The following is a 24176-nucleotide window of genomic DNA, read 5'->3' on the forward strand; positions in this document are numbered from 1 at the left end:
GTGAGTGAAATTGCGGGCTCCTCCGGTGCCGAGGAGCCGAGGGACCCGGTGGGCCGGGACGGCTCCGCGGGCGCCGCGGACTCCGTGCGCTCCCCGGATACGGAGAGCCCGGAGGACCCGGACCCGGAGAGCGAAGAAGACCCGATCGCCATCCGCATCGAACAGCTCATCCTCGGCTCCGACCGCCGCTACACGCCCTTCCAGGCCGCGCGCGCCGCGGGCGTGCCGATGGAGCTGGCGGCCCGCTTCTGGCGCGCCATGGGCTTCGCCGACATCGGCCAGGCCAAGGCGCTCACCGAGGCCGACGTCCTCGCCCTGCGCCGGCTGGCGGGCCTGGTGGAGGCCGGCCTGCTGAGCGAGGGCATGGCCGTGCAGGTGGCGCGCTCCACCGGGCAGACCACGGCCCGGCTGGCGGACTGGCAGATCGACTCGTTCCTCGAAGGGCTCACCGAGCCGCAGGAGGGCATGTCCCGTACGGAGATCGCCTACCCGCTCGTCGAGCTGCTGCTGCCGGAGCTGGAGGAGTTCCTCGTCTACGTCTGGCGCCGCCAGCTGGCCGCGGCCACCGGCCGGGTCGTCCAGGCGCAGGACGACGACGAGATGGTCGACCGCCGCCTCGCGGTGGGCTTCGCCGACCTCGTGGGCTTCACGCGGCTGACCCGGCGGCTGGAGGAGGAGGAGCTGGGCGAGCTGGTCGAGGCGTTCGAGACCACCGCCGCCGACCTGGTCGCCGCCCACGGCGGCCGGCTCATCAAGACGCTCGGCGACGAGGTGCTGTTCTCCGCCGACGACGCGGGCACGGCGGCGGAGATCGGCGTCCGGCTGATCGAGACCCTCGCCCACGACGAGACGATGCCGGAGCTGCGCGTGGGCATCGCGTTCGGCACGGTGACGACGCGGATGGGCGACGTCTTCGGCACGACGGTGAACCTGGCGTCGCGGCTGACGTCGATCGCGCCGAAGGACACGGTGCTGGTGCACAGCGACTTCGCCGAGGAGCTGATACGGGACGGGGACGCCCCGGAGTCCGAGGCGGCGGCCACCGCGGCGGAGAAGGCGGCGGCCGAGGGCGGTACGGGACAGGCCCCGTCGTACCGCTTCGCGCTCCAGCCGATGTGGCAGCGGTCGGTGCGCGGGCTGGGCGTGGTGGAGCCCTGGCTGCTGAGCCGCCGGGGCTGAGCAGCGGCGGCTGAGCCCGAGGTCCGGTCCCTACCCCCGGCTCCCCGCCTGCCTCCCCCTGAACGCCCGCCTGCTCCGCCCCCGCGGCGGGTCGTCCGCCAGCCGCGTCGCCTCCCCGTCCCGGCCCGCCACCACCGGGCCCTCCGATCCCGCCGCCTTCGCCGCGTACTGGGCCGCGTCCGCCAGCCGCAGCAGCCGGCGGCCCGACGGCACCGGACCGATCGGGTCCCCCGTCGACGCCACCCCGCACGCGACCCCCTGGCCCGGCTTCAGGGACGCCGCCCGGGCGCACAGTTCGGTCGCCGTCCGGACCACGTCGTCCGCCGGGGGCCCGACGGACAGCAGGCAGAACTCGTCGCCGCCCAGCCGGGCGGCCACCGTGTCCGGCAGGGCCGCCCCGTGCAGCGACAGCAGCTTGCCGAATCGTTCCAGCAGGCGGTCGCCGCCGGCGTGGCCGAAGGAGTCGTTGACCTCCTTGAGGCCGTTGACGTCGCAGACGACCAGGCTGATCACCGTGCCCTCCGCCCGGTGCCGCGCCACCGCCTCGTCCAGCCGCAGGTCCAGCGCCCGGCGGTTGGCCAGCCCGGTCAACGGGTCCGTGAACGCCAGCCGCTGCGCCTCCGTCAGCCGCTCGCTCTGCGCCAGCCCCGCCGCGACCACCGCGCTCACCGCCGCCGCGAGGGCCGCCTCGTACGGAGTGAAGGCGGCCGCGCCGCGCGGGCGGGCGACGTACAGCTCACCCCACGTCTGCCCGTGCACCAGCAGCGGCACCACCAGGCAGCTGCCCCGCCCCTGCCGCCGCAGCCCCTCGCCGCGCGGCCCCGGGGAGTCCGCCGCCGCCGTCCAGGGGCCGCCGGCGGACACCAGCTCGGGGAAGTCGCGCAGCGGATACGACTCGTCCGGCGGGAACTCCTCCTCGCCGGGTGTCCGCTCGCCGTCGTTGACGAGCACCCGCAGCCGCCCGTGCTCCCGCTCCCAGACGGACACCGATGCGAACGACGCGTCCAGGGCGCGCCTGGCGCCCGCCGCCGCCGCACCGACGGTCTCGCGGAGCGTGGTCGCGTCCGCCAGCGCCCGGGCCAGCTCGACCACGGCGCGCAGCGATTCGTCCGAGGGCCGGTCGTTGCCCGTCACGGCTCCAGGGTAGGCAATCGATCCCCATTTGCAGGATTTAGACCGATTGGACACTATGGGGGAGGCGACCCCTCGCGCCCCTCACGCCCCCGCTCCCGCTCCCGTCCCTGCACCCGGCCACTCGGGCTTCCGCTTCTCGTTGAACGCGGCCACGCCCTCCTTCCGGTCCGGCGAGAGCGCCGTCCGCTGCCACGCCGCGTCCTCGATCTCCAGCCCCGCCCGCAGGTCCAGCCCGTGGCCCAGCCGCAGCGCCCGCTTCGCGGCCCGTACGCCCACCGGGGAGTTGCCCGCGATCCGCCGGGCCAGCTCCAGCGCCGTCGTCCGCGCCTCGCCCGCCGGCACCAGCCGGTCGACCAGGCCCAGCGCGTGGGCCTCCGCCGCCTCGACCCGGCGCGCGGTGAAGATCAGCTCCGCCGCCCGGGCGGAGCCCACCCGGCGCGGCAGCAGCTGCGTCCCGCCGCCGCCCGGCACGACGCCGACCGACACCTCCGGCAGCCCGACCACCGCCGTCTCGTCGGCGACGATGAAGTCGCAGGACAGTGCCAGCTCGTACCCCCCGCCGAGGGCGAAGCCGTGCACCGCCGCGATGGCCGGCACCGGCAGCTCCAGCACCCCCGTGTACGCGGCGCGCGCGGTGGGGCGGTGGCGGAGCATGTCGGCGTCGGTGAAGCCGTTGCGCTCCTTGAGGTCCGCGCCGACGCAGAACGCCCGCTCGTGGCTGGAGGTGAGGACCACGGCCCGGACCGAGGCGTCCGCGGCCAGCCGCGCGGTGGTCTCGGTGAGCGCGCGGGCCAGCTCCGTGGAGACGGCGTTCATGGCCTCCGGCCGGTCGAGGACCAGCTCGGCGACGTACTCGTGCGTGCGGACGGCGATGCCCTCGCCCATGCGTATCGGCCTCCGGCGGGTCGTGACGTTAACGGTCGCTAACGTAGTGCGTGGAGGGGCGCCGCGCCAGGGCTGACCAAGTGTGTTTTCTGATCGGTTGGACGTCCGGCGAGGGGGCCCGTGCAGCGCCCGTGACAGCTTGGGATTCACTTCGTAAGGTTTCTGAATATGAATATGCACCCCCGTCCCGCGCCCGTCGTCCTCGGGCCCGCCGGCACCACCGCGGACGACGTCCTCGCCGTCGCCCGCCGGGGCGCCCCCGTCGAGCTGTCCGTGGGCGCACTCGACGCGCTCGCCGCCGCCCGCCGCGTCGTGGACGACCTCGCCGCCAAGCCCGACCCGGTGTACGGCGTCTCCACGGGATTCGGCGCCCTCGCCGTCCGGCACATCAGCCCCGACCTGCGCGTGCAGCTCCAGCGCAACATCGTCCGCTCGCACGCGGCCGGCATGGGCCCGCGGGTGGAGCGCGAGGTCGTCCGCGCGCTGATGTTCCTGCGCCTGAAGACGCTGGCCTCCGGCCACACCGGCGTACGGCCCGAGGTCGCGCAGGCGATGGCCGGGATGCTCAACGCCGGCATCACGCCGGTCGTCCACGAGTTCGGCTCCCTCGGCTGCTCCGGCGACCTCGCCCCCCTCTCGCACTGCGCGCTGGCGCTCATGGGCGAGGGCGACGCCGAAGGGCCCGACGGCACCGTGCACCCCGCCGCCGAACTGCTCGCGGCGCACGGCCTCGCACCGGTCACCCTGCGCGAGAAGGAGGGCCTGGCGCTGCTCAACGGCACCGACGGGATGCTCGGCATGCTCCTCATGGCCTGCGCCGACCTCGCCGGGCTGCTCACCGCCGCCGACGTCACCGCCGCCCTGACGATGGAGGCCCTCCTCGGTACGGACCGGGTGCTCGCGCCCGAGCTGCACGCCGTGCGCCCCCACCCCGGCCAGGCCGCCAGCGCCGCCAACATGCTCAAGGTGCTCGACGGCTCCGGCCTCACCGGCCACCACCAGACCGGCCACGACGGCCTGCCCGCCGCGCCCCGCGTGCAGGACGCGTACTCCGTGCGCTGCGCCCCGCAGGTCGCGGGCGCCGGCCGGGACACGCTCGCGCACGCCCGCACGGTCGCGGACCGCGAGCTGGCCGCCGCCGTCGACAACCCGGTGGTGATCGGGGGCCGCGTCGAGTCCAACGGGAACTTCCACGGCGCCCCCGTCGCGTACGTCCTGGACTTCCTCGCCGTCGCCGCCGCCGACCTCGGCTCCATCGCCGAGCGCCGCACCGACCGGCTGCTGGACAAGAACCGCAGCCACGGCCTGCCCGCCTTCCTGGCCGGCGACCCGGGCGTCGACTCGGGCCTGATGATCGCCCAGTACACCCAGGCCGCGCTGGTCGGTGAGTTGAAGCGGCTGGCCGTGCCGGCGTCGGCGGACTCGATCCCGTCGTCGGCGATGCAGGAGGACCACGTCTCGATGGGCTGGTCCGCGGCGCGCAAGCTGCGTACCGCGATCGACCACCTGACGAAGGTGCTGGCCGTCGAGATGTACGCGGCCACCCGCGCGGTCGAGTTGCGCGCCGGGCTCACGCCGGCGCCCGCCACGCAGGCCGTGCTGCGCGCCGTGCGCGACGCGGGGGTGGCGGGGCCCGGCGAGGACCGCTTTCTGTCGCCCGATCTGGCCGCCGCGGAGGGGTTCGTACGCTCCGGCCGGCTCGTCGCGGCAGTGGAGTCCGTCACAGGACCGCTTTCATGATCTGTCTAGATCTGATCGAAACGGCACTGACCTGCACTGATCTGTCTTCGATTGTCCGAGGGCGGGACGGAGGTCCCGGCTGTGGGTCAGGGGCGTCGGTGGCGTGTGCCACAGTGGGGGAGCAGGGCGGAACGGACCAGTGGGGATCGGGCGTCCTACCCGGTGAGGTAGGGCAATCGTGCCGTTCGCGGTGAAGGGGAGTTTCGACGTGAGGGTGTACGGCAAGGGGCGGCGTGGGCTGGCGTTGTCCGCGCTGGCGATGAGCGCCGTGCTGGGGCTGACCGCGTGCGGCGGCGACAGCAAGGCGGACGACTCCGGGGACGACAAGGAGTCCGCCTCGGAGCAGAAGAAGAACGTGCCGGACGCCCGAATATCAATAGCGCCCAAGGACGGTACGGAGAACGTCGGGATCAACTCCGACACCGAGGTCACGGTCAAGGGGGGCAAGCTCACCGAGGTCGTGCTGACCGCGGCCGGCAGCACCGACCCGGTCGCCGGGACCATCTCGGACGACGGCGCCTCCTGGAAGCCGGACGCGGCGCTGGAGCGCGGCACGGAGTACCGGATCACGGCCAAGGCCGAGGACGGCGACGGCCAGGTGTCCACGTCCAACGCGAACTTCTCCACCGTCTCCACCGAGAACAGCGTGATCGGCTACTTCACCCCGGAGGACGGCACCGAGGTCGGCGTCGGCATGCCCGTCTCGCTCAACTTCGACAAGCCGGTCGAGGACAAGGCGGCCGTCGAGTCGAAGATCTCGGTCGAGTCGAGCAGCGGCCAGGACGTCGTCGGCCATTGGTTCAACGACACCCGGCTCGACTTCCGCCCGGAGGAGTACTGGCAGGCGGGCTCCACCGTCACGATGGACATGAACCTCGACGGCGTCGAGGCGTCGCCCGGCGTCTTCGGCGTGCAGGACCGCGAGATGAGCTTCACCGTGGGCCGCTCGCAGGTCACCACCGTCGACGTCAAGGCCATGACGATGGACGTCGTGCGGGACGGCAAGAAGATCAAGTCCATCCCGATCTCCGCGGGCTCGGCCGAGAACCCCACGTACAACGGTGAGATGGTGATCTCCGAGAAGCACAAGGAGACCCGGATGGACGGCTCGACCGTCGGCTTCACCGACGACGAGGGCGAGAGCGAGTACGACATCCCGGACGTGCCGCACGCCATGCGGCTGTCCACCTCGGGCACGTTCATCCACGGCAACTACTGGGGCGGCCGGGGCGTCTTCGGCAGCGCCAACACCAGCCACGGCTGCGTCGGCCTCTTCGACAAGCAGGGCGCCGACGACTCGGGCACGGACGGCGCATGGTTCTACGACCAGTCGCTGCTGGGCGACGTCGTGATCGTCAAGAACTCCCCGGACGAGACCATCGCCCCGGACAACGGCCTCAACGGCTGGAACATGGACTGGGCCGCGTGGCAGCAGGGCAGCGCGCTCTGAGCTGACGCGCGGTACCGCCGGGCCCCCGCCCGGCGCGCCGCGGACGCACGGGGCGTACGGTGCCGATGCCCCGCGCGCTCCGGCGTGCCGCAGCACGCGGGGGCGCGGAGCGCCGCTCGGCGGCGGGCGCAGCGGGCGGGCGCCGCAGCCGGGCAGCGGAGCAGTCGCAGGGCCGGGACCTCGACCGTACGGCGTACGTACGGCGGGGCCCGGCCCTTTCTCATGGCACTCTCACAGTGGCCTCAGCCTTTCCCCAACCTCGCGCCATAGCTTCGCCGCATGTTCCTCACCTACCTGCGGCGCGAGTTGCGCCGGCGCAGAAAGGCCGCACTGGTCGTCGCTCTCGGCCTCGCACTCGGGATCGGCCTCGTCATCACCGTGTCGTCCGTGGCCGCCGGCATGCGCGACGCCCAGGACGAAGTCCTGCACTCCCTCTACGGCGTGGGCACCGACCTCACCGTCAGCAAGGAGGCGGACGAGAGCGACGGCGGCCCCCAGTCCTTCCGCATCGGGCCGGGCAAGGACGGTGAGGACGCCACCAAGACCGACGACCGCCTGATGCCCCTCGGCGGCTTCCAGCACCTCGACGACTCGGTCGTCGGCGAGGTCGAGGCGCAGGACGGCGTCGACACCGCGGTGGGCGCGCTGGCGCTCAACGACATCGAGTTCAAGGGCGACTTCCAGCAGGGGAAGATCGAGGGCGGCGCCACCGGCCAGGCGGTCCCCGGCCAGGGCGGCGGAGGCGGCGGCGGGGGCGGCCCGCGGATCGAGGGCGGCGGCGCCGACATCGACGTCGACTCCTTCACCGTCACCGGCCTCGACGTCACCCAGCAGGACGTCGGCCCGCTGTCCTCGTCGAAGATCAGCGACGGCGAGGCCTTCGGCACGGGCGACACCGACGCCCTCAAGGCGGTCGTCGACAGCGCGTACGCCAAGGACGAGGGCCTCAAGGTCGGCGACGACGTCACCATCAAGGGCAAGAAGTTCGAGGTCGTCGGCATCGCCACCGCCGACACCGGCGCCGCCACCGCGAACGTCTACATCCCGCTCGAGCGCGCCCAGCAACTGTCGGACGCCGACCTCCAGGACAAGGTCTCCACCATCTACGTCAAGGCCGACAGCTCCGAGGACATCCCCGCGGTCAAGGACGCCATCGACGAGAACGTGGCCGGTGCCAGCGTCACCTCCGCCTCCGACCTCGCCGAGCAGGTCTCCGGCAACCTCTCCACCGCCTCCAACCTCGCCACCAACATCGGCAAGTGGCTCTCCGTCGTCGTGCTGGTCGCCGCCTTCCTGCTCGCCGGGCTGCTCACGATGTCCGCCGTCGGCCGGCGGGTGCGGGAGTTCGGCACGCTCAAGGCGCTCGGCTGGCGCAGCGGGCGCGTCGTCCGGCAGGTGATGGGCGAGGCGTTCGTCAACGGGATCCTCGGCGGCGTCCTCGGCATCGCCCTCGGCGTCGCCGGCGCGTACCTCGTCACGACCGTCGCCCCGACGCTCGACGCCTCGGTCGGCCCCGGCTCCGACATGCCCGAGGGCGCCGTGATGCGCGGGCCGAAGGAGATGGTGGACGCGGCGAACTCCACCGTGGAGGTCGCGCTGCAGGCGCCCGTGACCCTGTCCGTGATCGCCCTGGCCGTCGCGCTCGCGGTCGCCGGCGGGCTGATCGCCGGACTCTTCGGCGGCTGGCGGGCGGCGCGGCTGCGGCCGGCGGACGCGCTGCGGCGCGTCGAGTAGCCCCGCCCTCCCCCGACCACCTCACCCCCGCGGCACCCAGGAGTTGACACGATGTACCAGCTCACCGGCGTCACCAAGCGCTACCAGCGCGGCAAGGAGGCCATCGACGCCCTCGCCGGCGTCGACCTCACCATCGCCGACGGCGACCAGCTCGTCGTCCGCGGCCCGACCGGCGGCGGCAAGTCGACGCTGCTGCAACTGCTCGGCGGCCTCGACCGCGCGACCTCCGGCACCGTCAGCCTCGACGGCACCGACCTCGGCGGGCTCAGCGAGGCCGCGCTGACGCGGGTACGGGCCGCGACCATCGGCTTCGTCTTCCAGAGCTTCAACCTCATCCCCACGCTCAGCGCGCAGGAGAACGTCGAGACGGCGCTCGTACCGCTCGGCGTGAAGGCGACCGAGCGCGCCAAGCGGGCGGCGGAGGCGCTGGAGTCCGTGGGGCTCGCCGAGCGGCTGACGCACCTGCCGGGCGAGCTGTCCGGCGGTCAGCAGCAGCGCGTGGCCATCGCCCGGGCGCTGGTGAAGCAGCCGAAGGTGCTGCTGGCCGACGAGCCGACCGGCAACCTCGACGAGGACACCCGGGACGACATCGTGGCGCTGCTGGAAGGGCTGTGGAAGGAGCTGGGGCTGACGTACGTGCTCGTCACGCACGACAGCTCGATCGCCAGGCGGGCACCGCGGCTGGCGGTGATCAAGAAGGGCCGGCTGAAGGTCACGGAGCGGGAGAAGGCGGCGTAGCGCCTCCGGAGCACGGGGGCACGGGGGATACGGGGGAAGGGCGCGTACGGGCGTGGCGGTGCCCGTACGCGCCCCTGCGCGCTCTGTGTGCGTCGTACGGCGGCGGTGGCGCCGGCCCGCGCGGCGGCGGGAGCCTCAGCGGCGGCGCGGTGAGGCCAGCAGGTACATCCCGCCGTCGCGCTCGGGGTGTTCGGAGACCTGCCACCCAGCCGCCTCCAGCACCCCCGCCGCGCGCACCAGCTCGCGCAGTGCCGGTCCGGGGCGCCAGTCGACCCGTACCGCCTCCGGCTGGTGCTCGGCGGGAGCGACGGCGTAGCCGCCGGTCCCGGGAGTCGCCGGGGGCAGTTCCGCGGCTTCCAGCGCGAGGGCCACGGCGGGTGCCAGGTGCGTACGCTCCCAGGCGCACGGCACGTCGGTGGCGCCGTCGGCGTTGGTGAGCCGGCGCAGCTCGCCGAGGCCCTCCCAGGCGCTGCGCACCTCGCGGGCGCGCGCGGCGCTGTCGGCCGGCGCGGGCCCGCCCCCGGTACGGGCCGCGAACACGCCCGGCTCGGCCGGTCCCCGGCCGCCCGCCGCCTCCCCGCCGGCGGCTTCGGCGGCTGCGGCCGCTTCCGCGGCATCGGCCTCGGCGAGCAGCCGGCCGCGCAGCTCCCGCCCGGCGGGGGTGAGGTAGTGCCGGTGCGGCGGGCGCGGATGCCGAACCGCGAAACCGCCGTCCACCAGCCCTTCCAGCACGCGCTCGCTCGCGTGCACCAGCCCGGTCGAGGCGTCGGCCGCGGCCACGGCCCGGCGCCGGGCGGGCGTCAACTTGGCGGTGCTCATGGCACTACGGTACGCAGTCGCCGCCGACCCCTTCCGGGTACGGTCCGGCTCTTTCGGCGACGGCCCTCAGCCGCCCTGCGAAGGCCCCCTGACCGCCCGTTACTCCCCTGGGAGTAAGAAAGTTGACTCCTTGGGACGGACGACCGGCACAGGCCCGCACAGTCAGACTGGGTGGGAAGCGACGAGGAGGCCGCCCACCATGCGCATCAGCATCAACGTCACCGACTTCTCCTGGCCCGGCGGCCCCACGGCCCTCGCGCCCGCGCTCGCCGAGGTCGCCGGCGCGGCGGACGTGGCGGGCGTGGACACCGTGTGGGTCGGTGACCACCTGCTGCAGGCCGACCCCACGTGCACGCCGGACGAGCCGGTGCTGGAGGCGTACACCACCCTCGGCTACCTGGCCGCGCGCACCGAGAACGTCCGCATCGGCACCATGGTCACCGGCGTCACGTACCGCCCGCCCGCCCTGCTGGTGAAGGCCGTCACCACCCTCGACGTGCTCTCCGGCGGCCGCGCCTGGCTCGGCCTCGGCGCCGGCTACCGCGAGGACGAGGCGTACGCCATGGGCCTGACCCTGCCGCCCGCGGTCGAGCGGGTCGAGCGGATGGAGGAGACGCTGCGGCTGGCGCAGCAGATGTGGGCGGGCGACACCGGCGCGTTCGACGGGCGGCACTTCACGCTGGACTACCCCGTGTGCAGCCCGCAGCCGGTGCAGCGGCCGCGGCCCGCGGTGCTCGTCGGCGGCGTGGGCGACGGGCCGATGCTGCGGCTGGCCGCGCTCTACGGGGACGCCTGCAACTTCTTCGACGTGCCGGACGGCGGCCGGACGCTGCGCCGCGAACTGGACGTGCTCCAGGACCACTGCGCGACGGCGGGGCGGCCCTACTGGGAGGTGGAGAAGACGGTCACCGCCCGGATGGAGCCCGAGGAGCCGGCGGAGGCGGTGGCGGAGCGGTGCGAGGCGTTCGCCGAGTACGGGATCGAGCACGTGGTGTTCACCGCCGTCGGGCCGTGGACGCCGCAGGCGGTCGAGGCGGTGGGCGAGGCGGTGCCGGTGGTGGCGCAGATCAGGCCGAACAGCGAGGTGGGCGTGTGGTGAGGGGGACCCGGGGCCGAGCCCGGGGGCGGGGCGTCAGGAGCGGCGGAAGGTGACCACCGTCCCGGGCGACACCCGGGCCGGCGCCTGCGGGTCCGCGGCCACCCGGCGCGCCAACTCCGCGAAGCCCGCCTCGATGTCGGCCTCCGGCATGTGCTCGAAGATCGAGAACGCCCGCGTACGCAACCGGGCCAGCGCCCCCGCGTACGTACCGGGTGCCGGCAGCGCGACCTCACCCACGGATCCCAGCTCCCACCCCGCCGCCTCGAAGGTACCGCGCAGCGCCGACAGCGGCTCGTAGAGCGCGGCGAGGACCTCGCGCCCGCGGGGGAAGGCGTCGAGATACCACAAGTCGGGCAGCGAGTCGGTGAGTTCGGTACGCAGCAGCAGGGTGCCGCCGGGCCGTAGCACGCGGTGCAGCTCGCGGGCGCCGGCGTGCTTGTCCCGTACGTGGTGCCACACGAGGAAGCCCAGCGCGAAGTCGACCGCCCCGTCCGGCAGCGGCAGCGCCTCCGCCCGCCCCGGGACGTAACTGACCTGGGGGTGCGCCGCGTACGCGACGGCCTGCTCGCGCATCCGCGCCGACGGCTCGACGCCGGTGACCGGGCCGCCGAACTCCCCGGCGAGCAGCGGCGTGAACCGCCCGGTGCCGGACCCGAGGTCCAGCCCGCGCAGCGGGCGGGCGGCGGGCAGGCGGGCGGCGAAGGCGCGGGACCAGGCGGTGCGCTGCGCGTCGGTGAGGGCGCGGCCTGCGGCGTAGGTGCGGTGGAGGCGGTCGTCGTAGTCCACGGGACGCATGCCCGATTCCTACCCGGCGGCGGTTCCCTTCGTGCAATTCCGCTTCGGCCGGTCGACGGGCGCGGGAGGCCCTGGCCGCCACGCGCTAGTGTGGCCAGCCATGTCGCTGAACGGCCCCGCCCCGCCCTCCGTTTCCGCGTCCGCCTCTCCCTCCGCGCCGCCTGCCGCCTCCCCGCCCGCGCCCGCGTCCGCTTCCGGTACGGGCGGCGGCGCCGTGCTCGTGGCCGGCCTCGCGACGGCGGGCGGCGGCAGGTGGCACGGCCGGCACCGCCATCCGGTGCCGCAGCTGGCGTGGGCGAGGAGCGGGGTCCTGATGGTGCGGGCGCTGGGCCGCACATGGGTGCTGCCGACGGCGACGGCGCTGTGGATCCCCCCGGGCGTGGGCCACGCCACGGGCACGGCGGGCACGACGGAGCCGCGTGCGCTGTACGTCAGGCAGCCCGGCCCGGCCGCCCTGGGAGCCCCGGCCGGACCGGACGCCCCGGACGCCCCCGCCGGTCCGGGGTGGACGGACCCGACCGTCGTGGCGGTGACCCCGCTGCTGCGTGCCCTGTTCGACCACCTCGCCGACGACGCCCCCGCCCCGCCCGCCCGCGCCCGCGCGGAGGCCGTGCTCCTCGACCAGCTCACCCCCGTCACCGCGACGTCCGTCGTGGCGCCCATGCCCCACGACCCCCGCCCCCGCGCCGTCGCCGAGGCCCTGCGCGACACCCCCGCCGACGCCCGCACGCTCGCGGAGTGGTCCCCGTACGCCGGCGCGGCCCCCCGCACGCTGGCGCGCCTCTTCGTCGCCGAGACGGGCATGCCCTTCGGCCGCTGGCGTACGCACCTGCGGCTCCAGGCGTCCCTGCCGCTGCTGGCCTCGGGCGCCACGGTGGCCACCGCGGCCCGCCACGTCGGCTACGCCTCGCCGAGCGCGTTCGTCGCCGCGTTCCACCGCACCGTGGGGGCACCGCCGGGCACGTACTTCCCGCGCGACTGAGGAACGGCGGAGGGGACTCCCGCAGCCCGCCCGCCACTCCACCGCCCCGCCCCGCAACCTGCGTACCGTGTCCCCGTGTCAGCCACCCGACTCCGCCGCGCCGCCGTCCTCGTACTCGAAGGCGCCAAACCCCTCGACGCCGGCATCCCCGCGCAGGTCTTCAGCACCCGCCGGAGCATGCCGTACGAGGTGCGCGTGTGCGGCGCCGCGCCGGGCCTGGTCGCCGGCGGCGACGGGCTCTCGTACCACGTCGCGCACGGCCTCGACGCGCTCGACTGGGCCGACATCGTCTTCGTGCCCGGCTACCGCTTTCCCGACCGCGACGACCCGCCGGCCGCCGTCACCGAGGCCCTGATCGCCGCCCACCGCCGCGGCGCCCGCCTCGCCGCCATCTCGACCGGCGCCTTCGCCCTCGCCGCCACCGGCCTTCTCGACGGCCGCCGCGCCACCACCCACTGGCACTACACGCGCGCGCTCGCCGCCAAGCACCCGGAGGTACGGGTCGACGAGAACGTGCTCTTCGTCGACGAGGGCAGCGTGCTGACCTCCGCAGGCGCCGCCTCCGGCATCGACCTGTGCCTGCACATCCTGCGCGGCGACCTCGGCGTGGCCGCGTCCAACCACGCCGCCCGGCGCCTGGTGGCGGCCCCGTACCGCAGCGGGGGCCAGGCGCAGTACGTGCCGCGCAGCGTGCCGGAGCCGCTCGGCGAGCGGTTCGCCGCGACCCGGGAGTGGGCGCTGCACCGGCTCGGCGAGCCGCTGACCCTGGAGGCGCTGGCACGGCACGCGGGGGTGTCGACGCGCACGTTCTCGCGGCGCTTCGCGGACGACACGGGGTACACGCCGATGCAGTGGATCATGCGGGCGCGGATCGACGTGGCGCGCGAGTTGCTGGAGCGCTCGGAGCAGAGCGTCGAGCAGATCGCGGACCGCGTGGGCCTCGGTACGGGCGCGAACCTGCGGCTGCACTTCCAGCGGATCCTGGGGACGACGCCGAGCGAGTACCGGCGGACGTTCGCGCGCGGCGAATAGGCCCGGGAGGCTGGCGAGATCCTTGCGGAGTGTGGCACCCGGGCCGCTGTCAGCGGGCCGGACGGCGGGCGAACCTACTGGTAACGCGCAGAAAGCTGCAGGAGAGCCGCAGGAAGCCGCAGGAAAGCCGCAGCCACCCGGAAGGCAGGACGACCATGACCCGCATCGCCATCAACGGATTCGGCCGCATCGGCCGCAACGTACTCCGCGCGCTGCTGGAACGCGACAGCAGCCTCGACGTCGTCGCCGTCAACGACCTCGCCGAACCCGCCACCCTCGCGCGGCTCCTCGCCTACGACACCACCGCCGGCCGCCTCGGCCGCCCGGTCACGGCGGACGGCGACACCCTCGTCGTGGACGGCCGCCGCATCAAGGTGCTCGCCGAGCGGGAGCCGGCGAAGCTGCCGTGGGCCGAACTCGGCGTGGACGTCGTCCTCGAAGCCACCGGCCGCTTCACCGCGGCGACCGCGGCCCGCGTGCACCTCGACGCCGGCGCGCGCAAGGTCCTCGTCAGCGCCCCCTCCGCCGGCGCGGACGTCACCCTCGCGCCGGGCGTGAACACCGAGGCGTACGACCCGCAGGCCCACACCATCGTCTCGAACGCCTCCTGCACCACCAACGCGCTCGCCCCGCTGGCCGCCGTACTCGACGAACTCGCCGGCATCGAGCACGGCTTCATGACCACCGTGCACGCCTACACCCAGGAGCAGAACCTCCAGGACGGCCCCCACCGCGACGCCCGCCGCGCCCGCGCCGCCGCCGTCAACATCGTCCCCACCACCACGGGCGCCGCCAAGGCCATCGGCCTCGTACTCCCCGGGCTGGACGGCAGACTGTCCGGCGACTCGATCCGCGTCCCGGTCCCGGTCGGCTCGATCGTCGAACTCAACACCACCGTCACCCGCGACGTCACCCGCGAAGCCGTCCTCGACGCCTACCGCACGGCAGCCGAAGGGCGCCTCGCCGGCATCCTCGAATACTCCGAAGACCCCCTCGTCTCGGCCGACATCACCGGCAACCCCCACTCCGCGATCTTCGACTCGGCCCTCACCCGCGTCGACGGCCGCCACGTCAAGGTGGTCGCCTGGTACGACAACGAATGGGGCTTCTCCCACCGGGTCATCGACACCCTCGAACTCCTCACCACCACCTGACGCCGCTCGGGGGCCCGCATCCGGGACGGGTCAGGGTCCCGTCGGGGACCGCTCGGGGGAGTTCCCCGATGCCCGGGGGCGGGCCCGCGCGGCAGAGTCGGCCGCATGGTCACCACGCACATGTCACGCCGGGCCTTTGCGGGCGTCGCACTGACGGGTACGGCCGCGGCGACGGCGGGGTCCGCCGCGTCCGTCCTGTCCGCACCCCCGGCAGCCGCCGCCCCCGCCCGCACCGCGCCGCCCGCTCGCCCCGCTCCCGCCCCGCCCCTGCCGGGGCTGGACCCCGCCGCCCTCCAGGCCGCGATCGACGACCTGGAGCACCCCCCGTCCACCGCCGCCCAGCTGCGGGTCGGCGGCACGGCCGGCCGCTGGTACGGGACTTCGGGCGTGGCCGACATCCACTCCGGACGGCCGGTGTCGGCGTACCACAAGGTCCGCATCGGCAGCGTCACCAAGGTGTTCGTCGCGACGGTGCTGCTGCAACTGGTCGCGGAGGGCCGCGTCTCGCTGGACGCCCCGGTGCGGCGCCTGCTGCCCGGGCTGCTCCCGGCGCGCTTCGCGCCGATCACCCTCGCGCACCTGCTGACGCACACCAGCGGGCTGCCCGACCACGTCGGCATCCCGGAGCCGCAGACCGCGGAGGAGGTGTTCCGCCACCGCTTCGACCACTGGACACCGCGGGAGTGGGTGGCGACCGCGACGCACGGGCCGCTGAAGTTCGCCCCGGGCAGCGGGCAGGAGTACCGCGGCATCAACTACGTCCTCGCCGCCATGGTCGTCGACAGGCTGACCGGCCGCCCGTACGGACACGCCGTCGCCACGCGCATCCTGCGCCCGCTGGACCTGACACGCACCGACATACCGGGCGACGCCCGGCACATCAGGGGCCGGCACGTACACGGCTACCTCACCACGGCCGACGGCACCCTCCGCGACATCACCGCGTACGACCAGTCCTCCGCCCGCGGCGAGGGCGACATGATCTCGACGGCGGACGACCTCGACCGGCTGCTCGCCGCGCTGTTCGCCGGCGAACTGCTGCCGCCTGAGCTGCTGCGCCTGATGTTCACGCTGCCGCCCGACGACGTACGGATGCCGGACGGCAGCCCGGCCCGCTACTCGACGGGACTGCAGCAGGCCGTGGTCGCCGGCGTCCCCCTGTGGGGCAAGACCGGTGAGACGTACGGCTACAAGAACGCGGCGTTCTCCACCCGCGACGGGCGCCGCCGCTTCGTCCTCGCCTACCACCCGACGACCGTCGGCGGCGGCGACCAGAGCGAGTTGGTCGCCCGCGTCGCCGCCCTGCTTGTGGCGGGCCCCGCTTCCTGAGGAGAATGCTGCGCACGGCAAGGGGGATTGAGGGGGGAACTCATGACTGTGCCGGGCGAGCAGGAGTTGGGCGCCTTCGTGGCGCGCCATCAGACGGACGTGGGGCGCCACGGGCGGACCGGGATCATCTCGCTGGTGATCGGGGTCGCGGCGGCGGCCGCGGCCGTCCCGATCGTCATCCAGACCTTCGAGGACTCGGCGAGCGGCACCTTCGCCGGCCTGGTGGTGGGGGTGGCCCTGCTGTGCCTGTGGTCGGGCATCAGCAACGGCCTGCGCTACACCAGCCGCCACGGGGAGGTCTACACGGTCCGCGAGGGCGGTCTGGTGTACCGCAGGACCGGGGAGTCCCGGGTGATCCCCTGGGAGAGCATCCGCAAGGTCTCGGACAGCGGCCAGAACAACGCGATCAGCGCGGCGATGGGCTGGGACGTCCACTGCCGCATCAAGACCCGCAACGGCAGACGCCTCCTCCTCACGGGCTTCACCCACGACGCGGCGAAACTGTCCAGCACGATCCACCAGGCAGTAAGAGAGGGCATCCACCCCCTCCCTCCGAACGCCGCGTGACCGGCAACCACCATCCCTTGTCGCGTGCCATCACGGCACGTGGCGCGGGGACAGGGACAGGGGCGACGGCATCCGCGGGAGTCCGTTGCCGAAGTCGGTGACGTCCACTCCGGTGCCGGCCAAGTCGACGAGTTGCCCGGCGAGGCGCTCGACCTCCGCCACCATGGGGGCGGGGATACCGCCTGCGACGTGCTCGTGGTCCGGGTCGTACTCCCAGCGCCAGTCGAGGCTCACCGGGACGGGTGGCCGAGGGCGGCGTGCGCCTCGTCGAGGATCCTGCCGATTTCGGAGGCGGCTCGCCGGGCCTGTGCGGCATCGCCCGACCCGGCGGCGTCCTCCCAGCGGCGCAGCTCCTTCGCCAGATCGGGATGGCGCTCGATGTGGACGTAGACGGCCCACTGGGCGATGAACCGCCGGAGCGGTCCCAGCTCGGCGCCCTGTCGAGCCTGGTCAGCCGCTTGATCCAGCTCTCGGGTGTAGGCCGGCAGCGCAGCAGGTGCGATCTGGGCGAGGGCCTGCCGCAGGGCGGTCACCGTCGCGGGCGGCTGGGGGATGAGTGGCTGCCCGGCGGTGGAGGTGGTCATTGCTGCTCCCATGGGGCCGAGTCTGATCCCTCAAGTCAGCGTACCGGGTGCAACTCTGTTCCCACCGCTCGAACGAGTGAGGGAGAAGCGATTCAGCTCTCCGTGCGGCGATGCCGGTCGGGCAGGAGCCAGTCCGGCTCCGCGGGGGAGACGGGCCGCACGGGCGGACAGGGAACTCCGTTGTCGTCATGGACATCTCACTTGTGCGGAGTAGTCTGGGAGCGCTCCCATTCGTGTTCTTCCATCGGAACAGGAGACCCCCCATGCGCAAGACAAGCCCATCCCGCAGGCGCTCCCGGTCCGCTGCCCGGCGGCCGTTCCGGGCGATCGTGCTGCTCGTCGCCCTCGTCGTCGGCGCGTTCGCCTGGACCGGCAGCGCCCAGGCGCACGGCACCGTCGTCGACCCCGCCACCCGCGCCTACCACTGCTGGGACGAGTGGGGCGACGACCACTTGAACCCGGTCATGGCGCAGGAGGACCCCATGTGCTGGCAGGCCTACCAGGCCAACCCCAACACCATGTGGAACTGGATGAGCATGCTCCAGGACAACCTCGGCGGGAAGTTCGAGGAGCGGATCCCCAACGGCAAGCTCTGCAGCAACAACCTGCAGAACTTCGAGAGCCTCAACAACCCCGGCCCCTGGACGATGACCGACGTCGGCGACAACTTCTCCGTCCACCTGTACGACCAGGCGTCCCACGGCGCCGACTTCTTCCGCGTCTACGTGAGCAAGCAGGGGTTCGACCCCAAGACCCAGGCACTCGGCTGGGACGACCTCGACTTCATCACCGAGACCGGCAGTTACCCGCCGGCGTCCGACATCACGTTCCCCGTCCAGACCTCCGGCTACTCCGGACACCACATCGTCTTCACCATCTGGCAGGCCTCGCACCTGGACCAGGCCTACCTGATGTGCAGCGACGTGAACTTCGGCTGACCCGCACGCCGAGCCCGGTGCCGCCCACCCCGGCACCGGGCTCGCCCCGGCACACCGCCCGGCGTCCGTGCGCGCCCTCGCCGCACCCGTTCATCCCCGACTGCCCGAGCCGTCCTCCTGCCCGGTGAGGAACCGGCGTCCCGCCGAGAGCTTGTCGAGCGCCCGGGGCGACTCGTTCAGCCGGCCGGCCAGGGCGTCCGTCATCGCGAGGAGGCAGCGCGAGTCCGCCGAGCGGGCGGCGAGGTAGGTCCGTACGAAGGCGAGATGCCGGGTGAACACGCGCTCGTCGTCCACGAAGACGGCCGCTGCCAGGGAATCCAGCAGCCGGCCCAGGAACCCGGTGCCCTCCTCCTGTTCCGTGCCCGAGCTTCCGCCCAGGCCCGGGCACACGTCACGCAGCGCTGAGGCCAGGTACTCCAGCAGCGCGGGCCGCTGCCTGACGAGCATCGCGTACGCCTCCACGGCATCCGCCCCGACGGACGACTCCCCGCGCAGCACCGGCGGCCAGCGGTGCAGCAGCGCCTCCGCGGCGTCACGGGCATCGGCCGCGTACAGGTCCGCACCCAGCGCGTACGCCCACGCGCCCGCCGGCCCGAACCCCGACCCGCCCGCGATGACGGGCACCCCGGCCCACCGGCAGGTCTCGATCTGCCGGTACGCGAGCGGAAGGTTCCAGGGCAGCGTGCACGAGAGAGCGACCACGTCGGGGCCGTTCCGGTGGACGTCCGAGAGGATCCCGTCCGGGGGCACCGACCCGCCGAGTGAGCGCACGTCGAAGCCGCGCAGCCGCAGCACCTCGGTGAGGATCCGGGCAGGCAGGACATGCCATTCGCCGTCGCTGCACGCCACCAGCACCCGGCCCTGTGCCCCGCTCCCCGCCGGCGGGCGGGCGGTGGCGCGGGCGGCGGACGCGACCTCGTCGACGGTCCGGCTGCTGACGTGGGTGGCCGCGTGCTCCTGCGCCACCGTCCACTCGCCGGACGCCCACAGCTCGCCGACCTTCAACTGTGCCGGTGCCACCAGGCGGAGCAGGACGTCCTCCGCGCTCACGCCGCTCGCCACCAGGCCGACGGCCAGGTCGATCGCCGCGTCCTCGTCCGCGGCCGCCAGGCAGGCGTCGAAGCCGGCCCGGGCCGCTTCGGTGATCCGGGTGCCGTTCATGGGCCCTCGTCCTTCCCGGCGCGGGGACCCGCGCGGCTCTCCGGCTGCGGGTGCGGCGGGGAGCCGCGGCGGGGAGGCGCTTGCAGCGTCAGGAGGGAGATGTCGTCATGGGGGCGGCCGGCGAGCCATTCGGTCGTGAGGAGTTCCAGCCGCTCGGCGACCGACGCCGCCTGCATGTCGGTGCAGCTGGCCAGTGCGTCGACGAGGCGTTCTTCGCCGTACATCTCCCGCCCGCTCGCGCCGCCCCGTGCTTCGGTGACCCCGTCGCTGTAGAAGAGGATCAGCTCGCCGGGTTCGAGCAGGAACTCCGTACGGCCGAAACCGGGATCGGGCACCGCGCCGACGAGCGTGCCCTCGCAGGGGATTTCCTCCACGCTTCCGTCGCCGCGCAGCGCGAGCGGGGAGAGGTGGCCGCCGCCGGCGATCTCCACCCTCACCGAGCCGTCGTCGCGGGGGCAGGCGGAGCCCGTGACCAGGGTCGTGAAGCGGTGGCCGTCGCTGAGGACGATGTCGTTGAGCAGGCGGAGGTCGCGCAGGGGTTCGCTGTCCTTCGCGACCATGGCCAGGGTCCGCATGCTCTGCCGCAGGTGCCCCGCCAGCACCGCGGCCTCCGCGCCCTTGCCGGAGACGTCGCCGAAGAAGAAGGTGACCCCGCCCCCGGCGGAGGGGGCCACGTGGTAGAAGTCGCCGCTGATGTGCAGTGCCTCGGCGGCCGGCCGGTAGGCGGCGCCGAGCCTGAGGCCGTCGGCGGCCGGCAGTGGCGCCGGAGCCATGCCGGCCTGGAGGACGGCGAGAGTGTGGGCCTGCTGCGAGTAGAGCGCCGCCGTTGCCAGCGCCAGCCCGGCCCGCACGGCGAACCGCTGCGCCAGCTCGACGTCCGCGTCGTCGAAGCGGTCGCGTTCCGGACCGCGCCACATGATCAGCACGCCGGCCGGTACGCCCCCCGCGGCGAGCTGGGCCACGAGTGGCTCTCCGCCCCGGACGAACTCCGCGGGCACGAGGTGGTCCAGCGCGTCCGGCTCTCGGGCGCCGACGACGGCGGGGCGCGGTTGGAGGCCGTACAGCGCGTTCGCGACCTCGGGCACCTCTTCGAGCGCCTCGACCGCCACCTCCCCGGAGGAGCGCGCGTCGCCCGGACCCGCCCGGTGCCAGTCCGTACGCCGCCCGCTCGCGGGCAGGACGACCACGGACACGTCCGCCAGCTTCGGGGTGACGAGCTCGACGAGCGTACGGGCGGTGCGGCCGTGGTGGAGCGACGCACCCAGGCGCTGGGCGGCCTCCTCCAGGAAGGCCGACCTGCCGCGTTCGTCGACGAGCGCGGCGTCGGCCCCCTGCACCCGGCCGGCCTGCCTGAGCAGCCAAACCGCGAGGCCGTCGACGGTGCCCAGGCGCCCGCGGAGCCGGCGGCCGGCGTGGGCGGCGGAGAAGCGCTTCGCCCCGCGGGCCTGTGCGTGGGCGAGGGGCGCGGCCGCCGTGCCGGCCGGCCGGCCGGTGCGCAGCCGGGGGAAGATGCGGGCGGCGGCACGGTTGAACCCCAGGACGGTTCCGTCGGCGCGGTCGCACGTGACGACGGCCTCATCGACGAGGTCCAGCAGCTCGCCGAGCTGCGCGGCGGTGTGGCTCCACGCGCCCGCGCCGCCTCCGTCGTCCGCCATCGGCCATCACCTCGTGCGCGCTCCGCACCTGAGCCCGAAATCCTCAGCTATCGGTTCTTTCATCCTATTTGTACCACCGTGCCGGTATCCGGCGCGGCCTGCGGCAGCGGACGGTCCGCGATGGCGACGCGCGCCGGGGTTTAGCGTCATGTCCATATCAAAATCTACGCGCGTAGGGTATGGTGCTCCGCGTCGGGGGTCGCTGGCTCAAGTCACCTTGCAAACAAGGGAGTTGACGTGCACGGAAACCATGAGGCCGAGGGCGTCAGGAAAGACCGGTCACGCAGCGGACTGGACCGGCGCACCCTGCTGCGCGGCTCGGCCGTCACGTTCGGCCTGGCAGCCGGCGGTGTGCTGTTCTCGGGGAACCCCGCCCAGGCGCTGGACATCTACAACCCGTTCAGCGGCTACCCGATGACCGGCAGCTGGCAGGACCACATCGACCGAGGCTCGCTGGGCGGAATCGACTACGCCATGAGCGTCGGCACCGGCCTCCCGGCCGCCGGAGCCGGCGTCGTCAGGAACATCCCGTACAACGGCACGGGCGGACACACCGTGACCATCACGCACAGTGACGGGTACCGGACGCAGTACATGCACCTTTCGCAGTTCCTGCTCGCCGACGGCGCCTCGGTCGCCAAGGGCGGCACGGTCGGACTCTCCGGCGGCGCAGCCGGAGCCCCGGGCTCCGGCAACTCCACCGGACCTCATGTCCACTGGCACCTGATCACCCCGGCCGGCACCCGGGTCAACCCGCTGGACCACCTGGGCGGTGGCGGTGGACTGCCGAAGACGGCGACGGAGGAGGACGGTGTCCCCGGCCCCGTCATGTGGATGCGGACGCAGAACTGGTTGCGGATCGAGTCCGGTTACACGGGTCCCATCGACGGCGTTCCCGGACCCAACACCTACGCCGCGCTCCAGAGGAACATGCGCAACTGGGGCTACGCAGGCCCGATCGACGGTGTTCCCGGTCCCCAGACGTGGGCCGCGGTCCAGCGCCTGGCCGCCACCTACGGTTACACGGGGCCCATCGACGGCGTGATGGGCCCCAACTCCTGGCGGGCCTTCAGCCGTTTCATCAACGAGAACCGCTGGGACTGAACCGCTCCCGACCCGGCGACCGACGCCCGCAGGCCGGCGGTCACTCGGTGGTGATGCGGTACTGGGACATCAGGTGTCTGCCGGGATCGCCGCCTCGGCGTGCCCATGGCGGTCGGACCCGCCGAGTGCGGCGAAGAGAGCGGCGATCCGCTCGGCGTCGCTCACCCCTGCCGGGTCACTCGGCGCTGGCGACGCCCACCGGGCACGAGACGCCCGTGCCGCCTATGCCGCAGTAGCCGTTCGGGTTCTTCTCCAGGTACTGCTGGTGGTACCCCTCCGCCGCATAGAACGGGCGGTTGGCCGACGGGAGGATCTCCGTGGTGATGTCGCCGTAGCCCGCGGTGGTCAGGACCTGCTGGTACGACGCGCGGGAGGTGTTGGCCGCCGTGGCCTGGGCGGGGGTGTGGGTGTAGATCGCCGAGCGGTACTGGGTGCCGATGTCGTTGCCCTGGCGGAAGCCCTGCGTGGGGTCGTGGGACTCCCAGAACACCTTGAGCAGCTCGTCGTACGACACCACCGACGGGTCGTAGACCACCCGGACCGCCTCCGTGTGGCCCGTCTGCCCCGAGCAGACCTCCTCGTACGTCGGGTGCGTCGTGTGTCCGCCCTGGTAGCCGACGAGGGTCGTCCAGACGCCCGGCGTCTGCCAGAAGCGGCGCTCCGCACCCCAGAAACAGCCCAGGCCGAAGTCCGCGACCTCCAGGCCCTTCGGGTACGGGCCCTCCAGCGGGTTGCCCAGCACCGTGTGGCGGTCCGGGACGGAGTACGCGGGCGCGGGGCGGCCGGGCAGGGCCTCGTCCTTGGTGACGAGCTGGTTCTTGTGGCGGTTCAGGAACATCTCCGGCCTCCTCCGCTGATGCTGCTGGATGTCCACCCGGGGAACGTACCGCGGGCCTCTGACATTCCCGCCCTCACTTCAACGCGGCGCCCGTGCCGCCCTCGTAGCCCGCCACCGCCAGTGCCCGGTACGCCGCGTACTCCGCCGCCGGCTGCTCGCTCAGCGACCACGGGAGCGCGCCCACGTACCCGTCCACGTGCTGCATCTGCTCCAGCGCCTCCTTGTACCGCTCCGCCCGCACCAGGAAGCACGCCAGCAGGTGCCGCACGTGCGGCAGCATCGGGTGGTCCGCCGGGGCGTGGTGCACCGCGTACTGCGCGCCCTCGATCGCCTGCATGACGACCTCGCCCTCGTACAGCCCGCGCACCAGGTTCGCCTCCGGCAGGTGCTCCCAGACCGCGAACAGGGGCAGCGCCGGCAGCAGCGTCCCCGGGCCCGCCGAGGCGGCCGCGCGCTGCGCGAAGTCGTACGCCGCCTCCCGGGAGCCGTGCCACTTCTCGCACGCGTACTGCAGCGCCGCCAGGTGCGCGCCCATGTGGTCGCCCGCGCGCTGCTCGACCGTGTGCCACAGCTCCTCGAAGTCCGCCTCGCGGTAGTGCGCGCCGCGGGCGACGGCCAGCTCGATGATGTACGGCATGGGGCTGCCCGGCGCCAGCATCGCCGCCTCCGTGCAGACCTTCTTCGCCTCCTCCAGGATCACCTGGAACTCCTCCGCCCCCGACCCGGCCATCCACGCCTGCCGCACCAGGAACTCCGCATGCACCTCGGCCCCGCCCACGTCCTTGGGCTTCTCCGCCCGCCACGCGCGCAGCCACGCGCCGCCCTCGCCCGGCGCCTGCGCCAGCTCGAAGGCCGCCGCGCCCGCCAGCGTCTGCACGCGCTGCCAGCGCAGCTCCCACTCGTCGTCGGTGAGCGCGAGCAGCCGGGAGGCGGCCTGCCACTCCCCGTCCTGCTGAAGGTCCTTCAGGACCTCGGCGAGCTGCGGGTCGGGGCCGGGGAGGCGGACGTCCAGCTCGTCCACCGGTACGAAGCCGTAGCCGCCGGCCGGGTCGACGGCCCGCGCGTTCGACTGCAGCACCTCCCGGCCGCCCCGGGCACGCCGCAGCAGGGGCACGGCGACCCACGCGATCAGGGCGATGGCGAGGAGTGCGAACAATAGTTCCATTAATATGTCCTGGCTTCTCAAAGAGTGGACGGGCTGGTGCGCGTACGGGTCCTCCCCTCCAGCAAACCAGACCGGCGTGCGCAACCGCCCCCCT

23 protein-coding genes are annotated in these 24176 nt (G+C 73.7%); 13 read left to right on the forward strand and 10 right to left on the reverse strand.

Annotated elements, in window-relative coordinates; all coding sequences use genetic code 11:
- The first annotated feature begins 84 nt into the window (after positions 1-84).
- A complete protein-coding gene (locus tag LG396_RS14970) occupies positions 85-1179 on the forward strand; it encodes an adenylate/guanylate cyclase domain-containing protein (protein WP_225795246.1) in 1095 nt (364 codons plus the stop codon).
- A 30-nt stretch (positions 1180-1209) separates the two neighbouring features.
- On the opposite strand, the gene LG396_RS14975 is transcribed toward LG396_RS14970, so the two are convergent.
- Both LG396_RS14975 and LG396_RS14980 read right to left on the reverse strand, forming a co-directional pair.
- Positions 1210-2313, reverse strand: a complete 1104-nt coding sequence (locus LG396_RS14975; protein WP_225795138.1) for a GGDEF domain-containing protein — start codon at positions 2311-2313, stop codon at positions 1210-1212.
- Positions 2314-2394: 81 nt separating this feature from the next.
- On the reverse strand, positions 2395-3198 hold the full coding sequence (locus tag LG396_RS14980; protein ID WP_037740341.1) for an enoyl-CoA hydratase/isomerase family protein: 804 nt from the start codon (positions 3196-3198) through the stop codon (positions 2395-2397).
- A 174-nt stretch (positions 3199-3372) separates the two neighbouring features.
- On the opposite strand from LG396_RS14980, the gene hutH reads away from it, so the two are divergent.
- The 4 genes from hutH (at position 3373) to LG396_RS15000 (ending at position 8860) form a co-directional block, all read left to right on the forward strand.
- On the forward strand, positions 3373-4938 hold the full coding sequence (gene hutH / locus LG396_RS14985) for a histidine ammonia-lyase (RefSeq protein WP_372483512.1): 1566 nt from the start codon (positions 3373-3375) through the stop codon (positions 4936-4938).
- Between the two features lie 178 nt (positions 4939-5116).
- A complete protein-coding gene (locus LG396_RS14990; RefSeq protein WP_225795139.1) occupies positions 5117-6388 on the forward strand; it encodes a L,D-transpeptidase in 1272 nt (423 codons plus the stop codon).
- A gap of 279 nt (positions 6389-6667) precedes the next feature.
- On the forward strand, positions 6668-8122 hold the full coding sequence (locus LG396_RS14995; protein ID WP_225795140.1) for an ABC transporter permease: 1455 nt from the start codon (positions 6668-6670) through the stop codon (positions 8120-8122).
- Positions 8123-8173: 51 nt separating this feature from the next.
- A complete protein-coding gene (locus LG396_RS15000; RefSeq protein WP_027742345.1) occupies positions 8174-8860 on the forward strand; it encodes an ABC transporter ATP-binding protein in 687 nt (228 codons plus the stop codon).
- Positions 8861-8995: 135 nt separating this feature from the next.
- Here LG396_RS15000 and LG396_RS15005 read toward each other — a convergent pair whose 3' ends face one another.
- Positions 8996-9679, reverse strand: coding sequence for a hypothetical protein (locus LG396_RS15005; protein ID WP_225795141.1), 684 nt, complete (start codon positions 9677-9679; stop codon positions 8996-8998).
- A 199-nt stretch (positions 9680-9878) separates the two neighbouring features.
- Here LG396_RS15005 and LG396_RS15010 point away from each other — a divergent pair, with 199 nt between their 5' ends.
- Complete coding sequence (locus LG396_RS15010; protein ID WP_225795142.1) at positions 9879-10778, forward strand: TIGR03560 family F420-dependent LLM class oxidoreductase; 900 nt, start codon at positions 9879-9881, stop codon at positions 10776-10778.
- Positions 10779-10811: 33 nt separating this feature from the next.
- Here LG396_RS15010 and LG396_RS39705 read toward each other — a convergent pair whose 3' ends face one another.
- Complete coding sequence (locus tag LG396_RS39705; protein ID WP_308190106.1) at positions 10812-11573, reverse strand: class I SAM-dependent methyltransferase; 762 nt, start codon at positions 11571-11573, stop codon at positions 10812-10814.
- 100 nt (positions 11574-11673) lie between these two features.
- Between LG396_RS39705 and LG396_RS15020 the strand changes: the two genes are divergently transcribed.
- The 5 genes from LG396_RS15020 (at position 11674) to LG396_RS15040 (ending at position 16637) form a co-directional block, all read left to right on the forward strand.
- Complete coding sequence (locus LG396_RS15020; protein WP_225795143.1) at positions 11674-12555, forward strand: helix-turn-helix domain-containing protein; 882 nt, start codon at positions 11674-11676, stop codon at positions 12553-12555.
- A gap of 75 nt (positions 12556-12630) precedes the next feature.
- Positions 12631-13587 (forward strand): GlxA family transcriptional regulator, encoded by a 957-nt coding sequence (locus LG396_RS15025; RefSeq protein ID WP_018834620.1) that lies wholly within the window; start codon positions 12631-12633, stop codon positions 13585-13587.
- 155 nt (positions 13588-13742) lie between these two features.
- Positions 13743-14741: a type I glyceraldehyde-3-phosphate dehydrogenase gene (gap, locus tag LG396_RS15030; RefSeq protein WP_037740355.1), complete on the forward strand. Its 999-nt coding sequence runs from the start codon at positions 13743-13745 to the stop codon at positions 14739-14741.
- A gap of 105 nt (positions 14742-14846) precedes the next feature.
- On the forward strand, positions 14847-16070 hold the full coding sequence (locus LG396_RS15035) for a serine hydrolase domain-containing protein (RefSeq protein WP_225795144.1): 1224 nt from the start codon (positions 14847-14849) through the stop codon (positions 16068-16070).
- A 42-nt stretch (positions 16071-16112) separates the two neighbouring features.
- Positions 16113-16637 (forward strand): PH domain-containing protein, encoded by a 525-nt coding sequence (locus LG396_RS15040; protein ID WP_225795145.1) that lies wholly within the window; start codon positions 16113-16115, stop codon positions 16635-16637.
- Positions 16638-16667: 30 nt separating this feature from the next.
- On the opposite strand, the gene LG396_RS15045 is transcribed toward LG396_RS15040, so the two are convergent.
- The gene (locus LG396_RS15045; protein WP_225795146.1) at positions 16668-16871 is read right to left on the reverse strand and encodes a hypothetical protein; all 204 of its coding nucleotides are present in this window, start codon (positions 16869-16871) and stop codon (positions 16668-16670) included.
- Positions 16868-17221, reverse strand: coding sequence for a hypothetical protein (locus tag LG396_RS15050; RefSeq protein ID WP_225795247.1), 354 nt, complete (start codon positions 17219-17221; stop codon positions 16868-16870). Before LG396_RS15050 ends, LG396_RS15045 begins: the two co-directional genes overlap by 4 nt.
- 263 nt (positions 17222-17484) lie before the next feature.
- On the opposite strand from LG396_RS15050, the gene LG396_RS15055 reads away from it, so the two are divergent.
- Positions 17485-18159 (forward strand): lytic polysaccharide monooxygenase auxiliary activity family 9 protein, encoded by a 675-nt coding sequence (locus tag LG396_RS15055; RefSeq protein ID WP_106970616.1) that lies wholly within the window; start codon positions 17485-17487, stop codon positions 18157-18159.
- A gap of 90 nt (positions 18160-18249) precedes the next feature.
- Here the strand turns inward: LG396_RS15055 and LG396_RS15060 are convergent, their stop codons facing one another.
- The gene (locus LG396_RS15060; RefSeq protein WP_225795147.1) at positions 18250-19320 is read right to left on the reverse strand and encodes a cobalamin B12-binding domain-containing protein; all 1071 of its coding nucleotides are present in this window, start codon (positions 19318-19320) and stop codon (positions 18250-18252) included.
- Positions 19317-20975: a PP2C family protein-serine/threonine phosphatase gene (locus tag LG396_RS15065; RefSeq protein WP_225795148.1), complete on the reverse strand. Its 1659-nt coding sequence runs from the start codon at positions 20973-20975 to the stop codon at positions 19317-19319. Before LG396_RS15065 ends, LG396_RS15060 begins: the two co-directional genes overlap by 4 nt.
- A 237-nt stretch (positions 20976-21212) precedes the next feature.
- Between LG396_RS15065 and LG396_RS15070 the strand changes: the two genes are divergently transcribed.
- Positions 21213-22079 (forward strand): peptidoglycan DD-metalloendopeptidase family protein, encoded by an 867-nt coding sequence (locus LG396_RS15070; RefSeq protein ID WP_225795149.1) that lies wholly within the window; start codon positions 21213-21215, stop codon positions 22077-22079.
- Between the two features lie 175 nt (positions 22080-22254).
- Here LG396_RS15070 and msrA read toward each other — a convergent pair whose 3' ends face one another.
- Positions 22255-22917, reverse strand: coding sequence for a peptide-methionine (S)-S-oxide reductase MsrA (gene msrA / locus LG396_RS15075; protein ID WP_225795150.1), 663 nt, complete (start codon positions 22915-22917; stop codon positions 22255-22257).
- 73 nt (positions 22918-22990) lie between these two features.
- Positions 22991-24082 carry a hypothetical protein gene (locus LG396_RS15080; RefSeq protein ID WP_225795151.1) on the reverse strand — a complete coding sequence of 364 codons (1092 nt, stop codon included), beginning with the start codon at positions 24080-24082 and terminating at the stop codon, positions 22991-22993.
- Between the last annotated feature and the right edge of the window lie 94 nt (positions 24083-24176).

This window comes from Streptomyces aculeolatus, from assembly GCF_020400605.1.
GTDB lineage: Bacteria > Actinomycetota > Actinomycetes > Streptomycetales > Streptomycetaceae > Streptomyces > Streptomyces aculeolatus.